The sequence below is a fragment of the Paenibacillus sp. Y412MC10 genome, assembly GCF_000024685.1.
In the GTDB taxonomy this organism is placed as follows: domain Bacteria; phylum Bacillota; class Bacilli; order Paenibacillales; family Paenibacillaceae; genus Paenibacillus_AQ; species Paenibacillus_AQ lautus_A.
In genome coordinates this window covers 1,996,101-2,009,482 of the sequence record NC_013406.1, presented here as the reverse complement: position 1 = coordinate 2,009,482, position 13,382 = coordinate 1,996,101, and the positions used below count along the sequence as shown (strand labels likewise).

Sequence of the window (13,382 nt, the reverse complement as noted above, 5' to 3'; positions counted from 1 at the left end):
TTTTTCTTTCTGCATTTACGAAGATAACGTCTCCTTATGCCTGGCGAAGCGAAACGATATGAGCATCGTGACATAAACGATGGCAACCAGCGCCGTATTCAGCACAAATATCATGCGAAAACCGATAAGCCCCCCTGCCGCTTGACCCGGAAGCGCCAGCATGGCACCTCCCGCCGCCGTGCCAAACATCATCCCCAGATTTCGCGACAGCGCCAAAATGCTGCTGATCAGTCCGAGGTCCGTTTTGGACGTCCTGCCCATCACCAGGGAATTGTTCGGCGGCGTGATCAAGCCCATGGAACCGCCGAGCAGGACGATAAGCAGAATCAGGAAGAAGATCGGATACGCAGGCGATACAAAGCCCAGCACGATTAGCGCCGCCGTCATGGCCAGCAAGCCGGCAGACAATAACGGGAACGTCCCCAGCTTGTCCGACAAGCTTCCGCTTAAGGGGGAGAATATGATCAACGACAACGGGTACCCCATCATGATCAGCCCTGCCGTCGCAGGTTCGATGCCCAGCTCGCTGAGCAAAAACACCGGCAGCACAAGCTGCGCGGAGAAAGCGGCCATATAGGTGATGATGGTAATGATGATTCCGACGCTAACGCCTGCATCCCGAAACAGATCCAGCTTCATAAACGGAAGATGGCCCTTCCCTTTTCGCTCCCAGCGCGAAGACAGGCACCACCCGATGAATGCGGCGGCTCCTGCCCCGAACATCATGAACAGCAGCGTAACCTGCCAGGAACCCCATCCCCACTGAGCCCCCAAATTCACGGCCGTAACCAGTCCGGTCAAGGATATCGCAAAAAAGGCAGCCCCCGGCACGTCCAGCCGGCTCACGCCTTGATCCGGCTCGTCCTTCGGAATGAAACGCTGCGCGAATATCCATGCAACCAGCGAGATCGCCGTAAGCAGCCAAAAATTGCTCCGCCACGAAAACCATTGAATCAAGATTCCGCCAAGGCTCGGACCGATCATGGAGCCCGCAGCCACGAACGTGCTGATTAATCCCAGCGCTTTACCGCGCTGTTCCTTCGGAAACACGAAGATGATGAGCGCCATATTCGTGGCTTGATACATGGCCGCTCCGATGCCTTGAAGAATCCGGGAAGATATCAGACCGTTTAAGGAAGGAGACAATGCGCAGCATAGCGCACCGGCCATAAACACGAAATAGCCGATATTGTGGATCTTCCGCCTGCCCAGCATGTCCCCCAGCTTACCCATGACCGGGAGCAGGATGGAGATGACGAGCAAATATGCGGTCACGATCCACTGTGCCGCGGGGATAGAGGAATCGAATGTTCTTGCGATATCTACAAGCGCGATGTTGAACATGCCGGCCGACAGATTGGACAGAAATGCTCCTAAACATATGGTGTATTGAACGATCATCCTTGATTTGCTGTTCATGCAGGACTCACCCGCTTTATTCATGAATTTCGGTGCCGCTCAGAGAAAAAGCTCCCCCATGCGGAGAGCTTTACTCTGCTTGAACCAGAATACCTTGCAAGCTAACCGATGGCCGGCTGCGCCGCCGATTTCGGCCGCACCGGTTCCTCGGGTTTTTTATCCATCCAAATATCGATAAGATGCGCCACCTCACTAACTTTCCCGAAATAACCCTCGATATTCTCGAGCGTCATGTCATGGGCCTTTTGCGAATACGACGCGCAGGCATCCGCAGCAAGCACGATATGATAATCCAGCATGAAGCCGTCCCGGGCCGTCGATTCCACGCACACATTGGTGCTGACTCCCGTCATGATCAAGGTCTCGATCTTCAGCGTCTTTAATACCGAATCCAGCCTAGTATTCACAAATGCGCTGTATCGATGTTTATTGACAATGATATCGTCCGCCTCGGGCGTGATCTCGTAAAATTCCGCTCCCCAGCTTCCCTTCCGGCACACATGAGCCGAGCGTCCGGAGGACCTGGTCGTCCAGGCCTCGGAATCCGTCGCTCTCTCATGCAGCGTTTGGATGAAGATAATCGGCACATTCAGCTCCCTGGCGGAATGAAGCAGCTTATGCAGCTGCGGCATCATCTCTGCCACCCCGCTAACATCGCAGCCCGCTCTAGGCAATGCCCCGTCCGGATGGCAATAATCGTTTTGCACATCCACCACGATCACCGCCGCTTTGCTTCCCAGCATCAGTTGATTCAAAGATTTCATCGTAACTCTCCCCTTCAGGCCCGTATATTTGGAATCATGTTCTAATGCTTACTTCTTGGATTGGTTCACAAACTGCATATCCACCAGGGCATCATAGGTATAATCCCCCTTAAAAATTCCAGTCTCTATCATGACATCCATATCATGCTTCAACGCTTCTTCCGAAATCATCCCGTCCAAGCTCCACAGATTGTCTGCATAGGCACGGTCCAGCGCAGCTTGTATCGCATCCTCGGATAATGTGGGGAATTCGGCTTTCAGATTCTTCTTGGCCAGCTCCTTATCCGACTGGACGACTTCAAGCGCTTCGATGATGGCATCGGTAAAGCTTTGAACGGCTTCCGGATCTTTCTCGATGGTAGACTTCTTCACACTGAGCACCGAATACGAGAAATCCCCGAGATCATGAAATTTGTAAAACGGCTCCTCCCACACGTTCTTCGAAATTCCGTCGCTGATTTGCGGCTCGGCTCCATTGGCGATATCGGCTGCGCCCTGTTGAACCATCGTCACCACCGTGGAGCCGTCGGCCGGCTCCAGCAGCTGCACATCCTTCTCCGGATCGAGCCCCAGCTGAATCAGCAGATAGCGGGTTAAGAGATTCGGCGTACCGCCATGGCGGCCGGCGTTAATCTTTTTTCCTTGCAAAAATGCCTTCAGGTCCTCGGGGGAATCGCTCGCAGGCGCGGTGCCTTTCTTAGCCATTAAATACACGTTCGCCCGATTGACGACATTGACGACCGAGATGATCGGGTCGGAATTGTTGTTGTTGGCCAAGGCATTGGACTCCGTCCCGCCGATAACGCCCCAGGCATCACCGCTGACCACGGCGGTTACGTGCGCTCCCCCTGCCGCTTGGATAACCTCGACGTCCAGCCCTCTTTTCTCGAAGTAGCCTTCGCGCTGTGCGACGTACAGGGGAAGATAGCCCGTGGAGTGGAGCGGCTCGGCGATCACGATTTTCTTGAGCTTCCCGTCGCCGGAAGCGGAGACGGTGCTGCCGTCGCTTTTCTCGTTGTCGCAGGCGCCAAGCAGGGCGGTGACCATGACCAGTGCGAACAACAGTGAACGTTTCCTCATTTTTTTGTTCATATGAATTCCCCTTTTAATAGAAATAGTTCGTTTTTGGTGGATGTGTCTAGGGCTATTGCTTGGTCAAGCCCTTGGATAACCACTTCTCCAGTACGACGACGCCCCAGTACATCACCATGGACAGCATCGACAGGACGACGACGCCCACCCACACGAGGTTGATATCCAATATCGTTCCTGCATACATAATCATCCGGCCGACGCCCTGGCTTGAGGCGATGAACTCGCCCACGATGGCACCTGCCAGCGCAAGGGCGATATTGATCCGTAAACTGCTGATGATCCAGGGCATGGACCACGGTACAACGACCTTGGTAAAGACCTGATGCCGCTTGGCGCCCAGGGAGTACATCAGCTTTTCCATGTCCGGGTCCACGCTCTTCACGCCGCTGTATGCCGACAGGGCCGACACGACAACCGTCATGGAGAACGCCAGAGCCACCTTCGAGAAGAATCCGATTCCGAGCAGAATGACGAGTACGGGCGCTAAGGCGAGTTTGGGCAATGCATTCAGTATGATTAGGTACGGCTCGCTGATCCCTGCATACGATTTCGACCACCAGAATGATAGCCCGAGCAGTGCACCGAGGAAGGTGCCGAACACAAAACCGAGTATGGTTGAGCCGGACGTGTACGTAATGTCCCTTAACAAGGTCCCCTCGGTGATTTGGGTCCAGGTTGTGCGAAGGATCGCGCTGGGGCTGCTCCAATAATAGGAGTCCAGCAGGCCGATTCGGGTGAACACTTCCCATACCAGAAAAACAAGCACGGCTACAGCGGACCTTCCCCAAACGATCCGCCGGCTCCTGCGGCGCTCCAGTCCCTCTTCATCCAATATGTACGGCACGACCTCCGGCCGCTTGGACGAACCCGCGGCAGACTCCGCGGGTGTCACGGCATGTACGATAAAAGCCTCTTTGCGTGCAGTTTCCATCAGGCTCCCTCTCCTTTCGTTCTTCTCGCTTTACGATATTTGCTCTTCCTCATGCCCAGCCGACAGCAGGTCCATGAGATGATGCTTCAACTCCATGAATGCCGGCGACGTCATGTCTTCCGTTTTGCGTGGACGCTCCATCGTCACGGTGATTTTGGACTTGATCCGGCCGGGCCTGGATGAGAATACGTAGATGTCATCCGACAGGTAAATCGCTTCATCGATGTCGTGGGTGACAAACAGCACCGTTTTGCCAAAGTCCTCCCAGATCTGCAGCAGCCAGTTCTGCATGGTCAACCGGGTCTGTGCATCAAGCGCACCGAACGGCTCGTCCAGCAAAATGATGTCCCTGTCGTAGAGCAGCGTCCGCAGCAGCGCGGCACGCTGTTTCATCCCCCCAGAGAGTTCCTTCGGATAATGCTTGTCAAAGCCCTTCAGACCGTATTTCTCCATCAAGGGCAGCGCCCTCTCCACGGCTTCCTTGTAGGGAACGCCCCGAACCTCCATGCCCAGAATGATGTTATCGAGAATGGTGCGCCATGGCAGAAGCATGTCCTTTTGCAGCATATAGCCCACATAACCGGTCGTACCGACGATATCCTTTCCGTCGGCCATCACTTTGCCCGTGGATGGAGGCATCAGGCCGGCGATAATGTTGAACAGGGTGGATTTGCCGCAACCGCTGGGACCGATTATGCTGACAAAACGCCCCTCCTCGATCGCCAGACTCGTCTCCCGCATGGCCGGAATCTCTTCCCCGTTTCTGCGAAACCATTTGCTGACGCCCGAAATTTCGATTTTGTGAGTCATGGCCCTTCCTCCTCTTCTTTGTTTTTCATGTTTTTTCAGTAACAACACACATTTATTTTCAAAAGCGGATGTAACAAAAAATCGCCAGTCCAGCCCCAAGCCGCACACCAACGTGTACCTTGGTACCAAACTGACGATCGGCCCGCTCTCTACCCGAGTTCCGGCATGTCGTTCAGATATGTTTCTATCTCCTTCTCCAAGAATACGATGGTACCGGAAAACTCGGTCTCTGCATCATAGTCTTTAAGAATGGAGATGATTTTAAACGGAAACTTCTCTTCCAGGCTGGTTTTAATCTCCTGCTTGAACACCTGGAATAAAAGGTGGTCCAACTGCCGGGTAGAGAGGGGGTAATTCTCATCCAGCAGTTTTAGGACGGGGACTCTACTATTCCTCGACACAATGATGATTTTGTTGCCAACGAAATCGACTTTTTGCTGCTTTACACCCACGTTAAATATTTTCTTATTTATCGCGTTGTAAACCCTCAAAAGATCCTGTTTGAGTTCGCCTGCTGTCATCATGGTTCAACATCCCTTTGTGTAAATTATTATTACATTGACCGGGGTAGGTATAGGGTGTTTATCGAGTTCGTTGTGTCCTTGGGTTTAATTATAGGCAAACACTGAGGATTGTCAATACATTAACGTCAAAAAAGTTAACAAGATTTAATTTTATGTTAATTTATATGACATATATATCACACAATGACTTGCGATATACCGTTCGTGCGTGATCTCTTTTCACATTTTTACACATCCTTAGAACGGGACAAAGCCCTAATTTCCCGTTCCGTTCATTTGTCTATCTCCGATTAAATACCCGTTCCAGGAACAAAACGCCTTCCCGCTTCTGATACTCACTGACTTCATGGCCGGAGAACGGATAATCCCTGATTTCTTTTGCCGCCTCGATCCGGTTGTAAGCCGCATAGATGGTCTCGGGCATGCAAACCGTATCCTTCCATCCGACGGACACCATGATCGGCGCCTGGATTCGCGGCGCGAGATTCAGCATGTCAAAATGCGCGAGATGTGCCAAAATCTGATCCAGCTGCTCCGGGTACCGCTTTATGTATTGGGCGATCTCGTTCAACGAGCTGACCGAATACAAAATGCCGTAATCCATCCTGCACATGTTGGGAATGTCGGCTACAATGGCCGCAACCTTGGGGTTCAGCGCCCCTGCCAGCATCGACAGGCCGCCGCCCTGGCTCCCGCCCACCACGGCGATTTTTGCAGGGTCTACTCCCGGCTGCCGTGATGCCGCATCCACGGCTCTCACGGCATCCATGGCAATGGCCATGTAATAGGAGCGATGGATATCCGTAATCCCCTGCGACACCCAGCCTTTAACCACGCCGCTGTCCAGCGGCAACAAATTCCCCGTCTCCCCGCCCTGACCTCTGACGTCAACGGCAAATACCGTATACCCCAGCATCAGCCAGTGAGCATACCGTTCAGGAAATCCGCGGTCTCCGGTATAACCCGGGAAGGTTACGATGCATGGCCGGGCCCCTGCTTTCGAAGAAGGATTAGCCGGAGCTATATACCAAGCGTTGATAGGAGTATCATCATATCCATGATAGGTTACCCGAAATACCTCCATATGGGGATAAGGCGTAGCTTCCGGTCTACTAACCATGCGAAGCGGTCTGTCCCCATGCGACTTTAGCACTCCCTCCCAAAAAATATTCAATACCTGCTCGTCGATCGTTGGTTCCGGACGCAAGTTGCCAAGCTCTTTCTTACGCTGCTCAATGGTATTCATTCTGTGTCAAAACTCCTTTTCGCGTGTTAGATGGAAGTTCACATGACATGGTTATTTCGGCATCACGTCCTGTATCCCCTTCGAAACGGTAAGAAATCATGCCGATTTATTACAAAACCTCCCAAAATAACGAACCGACTGCGGCCACCATCGTTATCTTTCTTCAAAAAAATTAAAAAGCGATCATAGATTTATAGAGTTGAACATATCATAATAGAAACTATGAAATGCCAACCGGGTTGGTATAAACAAGCACCCGGCTCTAGCAATACGACATCATATAGCGAATGGAGACGATGAATATGCTGCAAGGTTTAACAAGCGCAGGGCTCGGAAAACTTGAAAGCGATTTACAGTTTATCGAGCTTGCGGCCAAATATGAATTCCAAAGCGTCGATATCGATGCCAAAGGTCTTGTGGACCGGCTTGGCGCGGAAGCGGCTGCCGAAATGCTGCAATCCCGCCAACTGGAAATCGGGGCGATCGGTCTCCCGGTGGAATGGAGAGGGTCGAACGAGCAGTTCCTAAGCGGACTCGAGAAGCTGCCGGCCGCCGCGGCCGCCGCCAAGGCGCTTGGCAGCACCCGCTGCTGTACATACATTCTTCCTTCCACGGACGCGCCTGCAGCCCATTTCATGGCGCTGGCCACTTCCAGGCTGCGGGCCTGCGCCAGCATTCTGGGAGCATACGGAATCCGATTGGGCCTGGAGTTCGTCGGTCCGCACCATCTGCGCACCCAATGGAAGAACCCGTTCATATGGACGGTACAAGAGACGTTGGATTGGATCGATGCCATCGGGGAGCCGAATGTCGGGCTGCTGTATGATGCCTATCACTGGTACACCAACGAGATGACAACCGACGATATCCGGCAGCTGCGCGCAGACCAGATTGTTCATGTCCACATCAACGATGCCAAGGACATTCCAATCCGGGACGTACTCGATAATGACCGTCTTTATCCGGGTGAGGGCGTGATTGATTTGCCAGGCTTCCTTCAAGCGCTGAACGATATCGGCTATAAGGGCCCGGTAACGCAAGAAATTTTGACGCCTTCCACACCGGAGGGTACTCCAGAGGAGCTGGCTGCCAAATCGCGCCAAGCCTTCAACAGCGTATTCGGCGCTGCAGGTCTGTAATATTTAGTTTGCACAGTCGGTGCCGCGCACATATCGGAATGATTCCTCTAATACAGGGCACACTGAAAGGGTACGTTAAGTACCTTTTCGGGAGGTCTTTAGCATGAACGGATTTGAGAAGGAAAAACGAGCGGAGTCCACGGATTTGTCTACCGTTGAATCCCAACGGAACGATCTGGTGGCAGAGGAATTTCCCGAGGGACCCTACGGTTCCGATCTTCGCAGCGATTCCCTCGGCAAGAGCACGCCATGGCGCAAGGATCAGCGGCCTCCGAATCGGTTCGATTACGAGGATCGCAATCTGCACATGGGCATCGAGCGGGAGTATCCCGGCGAAGACGAGAGCATGCAAGCAGATCCGGGACAAAAGAAACCTGAGTAGGAGTTTATATCCAACCGTCGTTCTTTGGACAAGACGGTTGGTTTTTGTCGTAACAGGGCTTGTATTCACCCGACACCGAATGCATAATGGCCTATAAAAATACATAAAATGGCATGTGAAAAACGCGCATCTAACACACGATCCCCAGGAAGAAACACCGTTGGCTGCAGTGTTAAAAGACATGAGGGAGCGGGGGAATATACCATGCCCATTAAGAAAGAGAAGGATGAATTCGTGATTTATGTCGTCACGTTATCGAGCGTCAAGCGCTACATGTCCATCGAATTTATCGGCGGTTCTTGCGGTTACATCATCGCTCAAAGAGCGCTTCAATCCGATCTGCTCGGCATGATCGGCAGCATCATCGCCCCGATGGCGATCCGCCGCGTGCTGCAATGGCAGCAGCTCAAATCCGGGCGTCATGCGCACCTGGATCTGCGCTCACTCTTCAAGCAGAGCGCGCCGAACCCTACATAACACCGTGCATCATGATGGTTTTGACTGAGCACTCCTAATTTCCGAAGCCTCTTGCCGAGCATCGTTTTTTCTAACTGAAACAACTAAGATAAAGCCACTTCCATCATGTGGAAGTGGCTTTATCTTTCTTTATATAGACAATCCTCTTCGATCCTTTTGATGTGAGAACAGCCGCTTCTTATCGTTTCTGCTTATAAAACTCATGATACAGCTTCATTAGCGCCCGCTTCTCAATGCGCGACACATAGCTGCGTGAAATTCCCAGTTCCTTGGCGATTTCCCGCTGCGTCCGTTCTTCTCCTCCGGCTTCCAGTCCAAACCGCCCTATGACAACTTCCTTCTCCCGGTCGTCCAATATGTCCAGATTTCGATAAATTTTGCTCTTTTCGATTTTCAGCTGCACTGCATCCACAATGTCATCCGCTTCCGTCCCGAGGATATCGATTAGAGTAATTTCATTCCCCTCTTTGTCCGTTCCGATCGGATCATGCAGGGATACGTCCTTGCGCGTTTTCTTAAGCGAACGCAAGTGCATCAATATTTCGTTTTCTATACAACGGGCAGCAAACGTCGCCAGCTTCGTCCCCTTGTTGGGCCGAAAGCTTTCAATGGCTTTGATCAGACCGATGGTGCCGATGGATATGAGATCTTCCAGATCCTCGCCGGTGTTATCGAACTTTTTGACGATGTGCGCGACCAGCCGAAGATTATGCTCAATCAGTTTATTCCGCGACTGAGGATCGCCTTCGGCCATTCGCTGCAGATGTTTAGCTTCCTCCTCCTCGGTCAGAGGCTGGGGAAACGCGTTGTTTTTCACATACGAAACGAGCAGGGTCAACTCTTTAATGAACAAAGCAATTGCGGTAAACAATCCAGGCACTTTAGGACACCTCCTGCGAAGTTACAATGCAACCGGCCCTTATCGCGCTCGGTTTCTCGGTCTTCTCATTGTATGTAGGCAGCGGCCCAGAAGTGCCTGTACGGGGGAAACTGATGCGCAAAATCGTTAAATGCGCTATCGCTTTCCCGTAAATTTCAAACGCCAGTCGCAGTCTTGGGCCAATGGAGTTTCTGCGGATCTAATGGATCCGGCTGCCAAACATAAACGATCCGAAACACCGAAAATCCAGTGGCATGACCCATATCAATATAACATGATATAAATATAAGAATATGCAGAATTCAAATCTTGAAACCAAAGAGATCTCACTTCAAACCAAAGTAAACGATCCAAAGAACCACCATTAACTCGCGCAAAACAACAAAATAATATAACAGCATAAAATTTATTAAATATAATATATTGACATTAAATTGGTATGTAATTATATTGAATGTAAGCGTTTTATATATGGGCATGACAGCAACGATCGACACCCGGAACTATGGAAGGGAGAAGAGCTAACATGTTTACGTTGGACTATTTTGCTGTTTTGCACGATTTGCACCGCACGGTATCCGAAGGCACCCCGGATGATCCGAAACTTGGACATATGTTCAGGAGCATGCTGGACAACACGCTGGGATCGACCATCCGAAGACAGCCAGACGGCACCACCTTTGTCATTACCGGCGATATTCCGGCCATGTGGCTGAGGGATTCGGCGGCGCAAATCCGGCCGTTCCTCGTTCCGGCAGGCCAAGACCCCAGACTGGCCGATCTGATCGAAGGGCTCGTACGGAGGCAGTCGGCATTCATCCTGCTGGATCCGTACGCCAACGCGTTTAATGATTCGCCTTCCGGTCAAGGCCATCAGAACGATCGCACCGCCATGAACCCCTGGCTTTGGGAGCGAAAATATGAGGTCGATTCATTGTGTTACCCTCTCCAACTTGCTTACCTGTTGTGGAAAGAAACCGGCAGAACCTCTCACCTCGATCACACATTCCATTCAGCTGCCAAGGCGATTCTAGCCCTTTGGCGAACCGAACAGCATCATGAATCGAAATCGCCGTATTATTTCGAACGCTTTGATTGTCCTCCAAGCGACACGCTGCCCCGCGGCGGCAAAGGCACGGAAGTGGCTTATACGGGAATGACCTGGTCCGGCTTCCGTCCGAGCGACGACGCCTGCGCCTATGGATACCTGATTCCGTCGAATATGTTCGCCGTCGTCGTGCTCGGTTATCTGGCGGAAATTTGCCGAGACGTCCTGCGAGATCCCGAGATGGAGGCGGAAGCGGCGAAACTGGCGGATGAAATCCGGGATGGCATCGAGATGTACGGCGTGCTCGACCATCCCGAATACGGAAGAATTTACGCCTATGAGACGGACGGAATGGGAAACCACCTGCTTATGGATGACGCCAACGTCCCCAGCCTGCTGTCCATCCCCTATTTGGGTTATGCAAGCGCCGATAACCCGGTCTATCAAAATACCCGCAGGTTCGTGCTGAGCCAGGCCAATCCGTATTATTACCAAGGCACTGCCGCCTCCGGCATCGGTAGCCCCCATACGCCGGCTCGTTATATATGGCCGATTGGGCTGGCCATTCAGGGCTTGACGACCACCGATCAAGAGGAGAAGCTTCGGCTGCTTCGGTTAATGGCGGATACCGATGCTGGCACCGGCATGATGCATGAAGGATTTCTGGTCGACGACCCTGCCCGTTATACCCGCCCATGGTTTTCTTGGGCAAATATGATGTTCTGCGAGCTGATCATGGACTATAACGGCATTCGGGTCAAAGCGAATGAACGCCTAGGAGGTCATCGGGATCATCATGGGAACCAATAGAAAGCTACGCGGCTGGGTCATCGGCTATCTGTTCATTTTGCCGTCCATTATCGGTTTCAGTGTTTTTGTCGGATATCCCCTGCTTTCGTCCATGTATTATGCCTTGACGGAATGGAGCGGGTACGACACCCCCCGTTTTATCGGCTTCGAGAACTTTAGATACCTGTTCACGGAGGATCCGGCTTTCTGGCCATCGATCCGCGCGACGTTTTATTTCGTAATCCTAAGTGTTCCGTTATCGCTGATCCTAGGTTTGTTGTTGGCGATGATGCTGAACAAAAACCTGACCGGCATCAAATGGTTCCGCACCATCTTTTATCTTCCGGTCGTCGTTCCCTCCATCGCTACGCTCACGTTGTGGCAATTCATATATGAGCCGCAATACGGGCTGGCGAATTCCCTGCTAAGGGAGTTCGGGCTGGCGCCGGGCACATGGCTGACGAGCGAAACGACAGCGCTTCCATCCATCGTGTTGATCGGTTTATGGCAGGTCGGTTCCAGCGTCATCATCTTTCTGAGCGGGCTGCAGTCCGTTCCGCAGGACATGTATGAAGCCGCCGAAGTCGACGGCGCCTCCCGATGGCGAATGTCGATCAATATTACGCTTCCGATGATCACGCCCATCCTGTTTCTGCAGCTTATACTCGGCATCATCGGCGCATTCCAGGCGTTTAACCAGGTTCAGGTGCTGACCGGAGGCGGACCGAATTTCTCCACTTCCTTGCTGAATTACAAAATCTATACCGATGCCTTCAACGGAAGAATGTTTGGTTATGCCATCGCGGAGGTATGGGTTCTCTTCGTTATCATCATGATTTTTACCGTTATCTCTTACCGGTACTCCAACCGGTTCGTTTATTACGAAAGCGACAAATAAGGGGGTAAGAAGCGATGCAAGCGGAAGTACGGCCGGAACTAAGAGGAAACCTGAATCCAGCGGACATTCGCGTGAAGCGGAGAGCAAGGTTCAATTGGATTGACGCCTTTCGATTTATGATCTTGGCCATCGGCGCCATAGCAATGCTGTTCCCTCTCTTCTGGATGGTCACCATTGCGCTGAAGAGCAACAATGACGTGTTCAAAATTCCGCCCGAATGGTTTCCGCGGGAATTTCATTGGTCCAATTTCGTGACCGGAACGAAGGAAATCAACTTTTGGCAAACATTCGGGAACTCCCTGTTCATTGCCATCACCTGCACGATCGGGCAGATTATCAGCTCGGTGCTGGTCGGGTACGGGCTCGCACGGCTGAAGTTCCCGGGCCGGAAGCTGTGGTTCTCGCTATTTATAGGAAGCCTCATGCTTCCCGGATTCGTAGGCATGATTCCCATGTTTAATCTGTACACCAGCATCGGATGGTACGATTCGTGGCTGCCCATCATCGTGCCCGCTTTTTTTGGAAACGCCACGTTCTCGTTCCTGTTCGTCCAGTATTTAAGAACGATTTCCGTTTCGTTTGACGAGGCGGCCAAAATCGACGGGGCTTCGGACCTGTATGTGCTGCTTAAAGTATTGGTGCCCATGTCGATGCCGGTGATCATGACCATGGTGATCTTTGCGTTCCAAGGCGCATGGAATCAATATTTGGAACCCCTGCTCTATATTATCGACCCTAGCAAATGGACGCTGTCTCTGGCAATGGCTACCTATACGGGCACCTATGCGACAGCCTGGAATTTGTTCATGGCCGCGGATCTGATTTATATACTGCCGATGCTGCTGCTCTTCTTCTTTGGCCAGAAATTTTTTATGCAGGGGCTCGGCTCCATGAATTCCGCAGGCTTGAAGTAAGTCGTCCTCACGGATGGGAGGTGATGCAGACCGGGTTGGCTGAAGCGAAAACAAGGTGATGTTCAG

Annotated in this window: 14 protein-coding genes; 6 read left to right on the top strand and 8 right to left on the bottom strand. The window is 52.0% G+C overall.

The annotated features are described in order from the left end of the window. Window positions 1-15 precede the first annotated feature (15 nt). The 7 genes from GYMC10_RS08525 to GYMC10_RS08495 all read right to left on the bottom strand — a co-directional run bounded on the left by GYMC10_RS08525 (window position 16) and on the right by GYMC10_RS08495 (window position 6,789). Complete coding sequence (locus GYMC10_RS08525; protein ID WP_015734149.1) at window positions 16-1,419, bottom strand: MFS transporter; 1,404 nt, start codon at window positions 1,417-1,419, stop codon at window positions 16-18. A 101-nt stretch (window positions 1,420-1,520) separates the two neighbouring features. Next, a complete protein-coding gene (locus tag GYMC10_RS08520; protein ID WP_015734148.1) occupies window positions 1,521-2,183 on the bottom strand; it encodes a cysteine hydrolase family protein in 663 nt (220 codons plus the stop codon). 48 nt (window positions 2,184-2,231) lie between these two features. After that, on the bottom strand, window positions 2,232-3,275 hold the full coding sequence (locus tag GYMC10_RS08515; protein WP_015734147.1) for an ABC transporter substrate-binding protein: 1,044 nt from the start codon (window positions 3,273-3,275) through the stop codon (window positions 2,232-2,234). Window positions 3,276-3,327: 52 nt separating this feature from the next. Next, a complete protein-coding gene (locus tag GYMC10_RS08510; protein WP_015734146.1) occupies window positions 3,328-4,209 on the bottom strand; it encodes an ABC transporter permease in 882 nt (293 codons plus the stop codon). A gap of 30 nt (window positions 4,210-4,239) precedes the next feature. Continuing rightward, complete coding sequence (locus tag GYMC10_RS08505; RefSeq protein WP_009592193.1) at window positions 4,240-5,019, bottom strand: ABC transporter ATP-binding protein; 780 nt, start codon at window positions 5,017-5,019, stop codon at window positions 4,240-4,242. A 149-nt stretch (window positions 5,020-5,168) separates the two neighbouring features. Then, window positions 5,169-5,543: a DUF2294 domain-containing protein gene (locus GYMC10_RS08500; RefSeq protein WP_009592183.1), complete on the bottom strand. Its 375-nt coding sequence runs from the start codon at window positions 5,541-5,543 to the stop codon at window positions 5,169-5,171. 280 nt (window positions 5,544-5,823) lie between these two features. Then, window positions 5,824-6,789: an acetylxylan esterase gene (locus tag GYMC10_RS08495; RefSeq protein ID WP_015734145.1), complete on the bottom strand. Its 966-nt coding sequence runs from the start codon at window positions 6,787-6,789 to the stop codon at window positions 5,824-5,826. A 302-nt stretch (window positions 6,790-7,091) separates the two neighbouring features. Here GYMC10_RS08495 and GYMC10_RS08490 point away from each other — a divergent pair, with 302 nt between their 5' ends. From GYMC10_RS08490 to GYMC10_RS08480, 3 genes are all read left to right on the top strand, one after another. Beyond that, window positions 7,092-7,928 carry a sugar phosphate isomerase/epimerase family protein gene (locus GYMC10_RS08490; RefSeq protein ID WP_015734144.1) on the top strand — a complete coding sequence of 279 codons (837 nt, stop codon included), beginning with the start codon at window positions 7,092-7,094 and terminating at the stop codon, window positions 7,926-7,928. A gap of 103 nt (window positions 7,929-8,031) precedes the next feature. After that, complete coding sequence (locus tag GYMC10_RS08485; protein ID WP_015734143.1) at window positions 8,032-8,310, top strand: hypothetical protein; 279 nt, start codon at window positions 8,032-8,034, stop codon at window positions 8,308-8,310. Window positions 8,311-8,514: 204 nt separating this feature from the next. Beyond that, window positions 8,515-8,787: a hypothetical protein gene (locus tag GYMC10_RS08480; protein ID WP_015734142.1), complete on the top strand. Its 273-nt coding sequence runs from the start codon at window positions 8,515-8,517 to the stop codon at window positions 8,785-8,787. 178 nt (window positions 8,788-8,965) lie between these two features. Here GYMC10_RS08480 and sigK read toward each other — a convergent pair whose 3' ends face one another. Then, entirely contained in the window at window positions 8,966-9,667 is a 702-nt protein-coding gene (gene sigK, locus GYMC10_RS08475) for an RNA polymerase sporulation sigma factor SigK (protein ID WP_006208952.1), read from the bottom strand. 526 nt (window positions 9,668-10,193) lie between these two features. On the opposite strand from sigK, the gene GYMC10_RS08470 reads away from it, so the two are divergent. Genes GYMC10_RS08470 through GYMC10_RS08460 form a run of 3 tightly spaced genes read left to right on the top strand, consistent with a single transcriptional unit; the run spans window position 10,194 to window position 13,316 of the window. Continuing rightward, window positions 10,194-11,525, top strand: coding sequence for a glycoside hydrolase family 125 protein (locus GYMC10_RS08470; RefSeq protein ID WP_015734141.1), 1,332 nt, complete (start codon window positions 10,194-10,196; stop codon window positions 11,523-11,525). Beyond that, window positions 11,512-12,402: a carbohydrate ABC transporter permease gene (locus GYMC10_RS08465; protein ID WP_009592178.1), complete on the top strand. Its 891-nt coding sequence runs from the start codon at window positions 11,512-11,514 to the stop codon at window positions 12,400-12,402. The genes GYMC10_RS08470 and GYMC10_RS08465 overlap by 14 nt, the downstream gene beginning before the upstream one ends. A gap of 14 nt (window positions 12,403-12,416) precedes the next feature. Then, window positions 12,417-13,316, top strand: a complete 900-nt coding sequence (locus tag GYMC10_RS08460) for a carbohydrate ABC transporter permease (protein ID WP_015734140.1) — start codon at window positions 12,417-12,419, stop codon at window positions 13,314-13,316. The last annotated feature ends 66 nt before the right edge of the window (window positions 13,317-13,382 follow it).

Coding starts and splice junctions, on each gene's coding strand:
- GYMC10_RS08495 (WP_015734145.1), bottom strand. CDS start 6,789: ATGAATACCATTGAGCAGCGTAAGAAAGAGCTTGGCAACTTGCGTCCG.
- GYMC10_RS08515 (WP_015734147.1), bottom strand. CDS start 3,275: ATGAACAAAAAAATGAGGAAACGTTCACTGTTGTTCGCACTGGTCATG.
- GYMC10_RS08510 (WP_015734146.1), bottom strand. CDS start 4,209: ATGGAAACTGCACGCAAAGAGGCTTTTATCGTACATGCCGTGACACCC.
- GYMC10_RS08505 (WP_009592193.1), bottom strand. CDS start 5,019: ATGACTCACAAAATCGAAATTTCGGGCGTCAGCAAATGGTTTCGCAGA.
- GYMC10_RS08465 (WP_009592178.1), top strand. CDS start 11,512: ATGGGAACCAATAGAAAGCTACGCGGCTGGGTCATCGGCTATCTGTTC.
- GYMC10_RS08520 (WP_015734148.1), bottom strand. CDS start 2,183: ATGAAATCTTTGAATCAACTGATGCTGGGAAGCAAAGCGGCGGTGATC.
- GYMC10_RS08500 (WP_009592183.1), bottom strand. CDS start 5,543: ATGATGACAGCAGGCGAACTCAAACAGGATCTTTTGAGGGTTTACAAC.
- GYMC10_RS08470 (WP_015734141.1), top strand. CDS start 10,194: ATGTTTACGTTGGACTATTTTGCTGTTTTGCACGATTTGCACCGCACG.
- GYMC10_RS08460 (WP_015734140.1), top strand. CDS start 12,417: ATGCAAGCGGAAGTACGGCCGGAACTAAGAGGAAACCTGAATCCAGCG.
- GYMC10_RS08490 (WP_015734144.1), top strand. CDS start 7,092: ATGCTGCAAGGTTTAACAAGCGCAGGGCTCGGAAAACTTGAAAGCGAT.
- GYMC10_RS08480 (WP_015734142.1), top strand. CDS start 8,515: ATGCCCATTAAGAAAGAGAAGGATGAATTCGTGATTTATGTCGTCACG.
- GYMC10_RS08485 (WP_015734143.1), top strand. CDS start 8,032: ATGAACGGATTTGAGAAGGAAAAACGAGCGGAGTCCACGGATTTGTCT.
- GYMC10_RS08525 (WP_015734149.1), bottom strand. CDS start 1,419: ATGAACAGCAAATCAAGGATGATCGTTCAATACACCATATGTTTAGGA.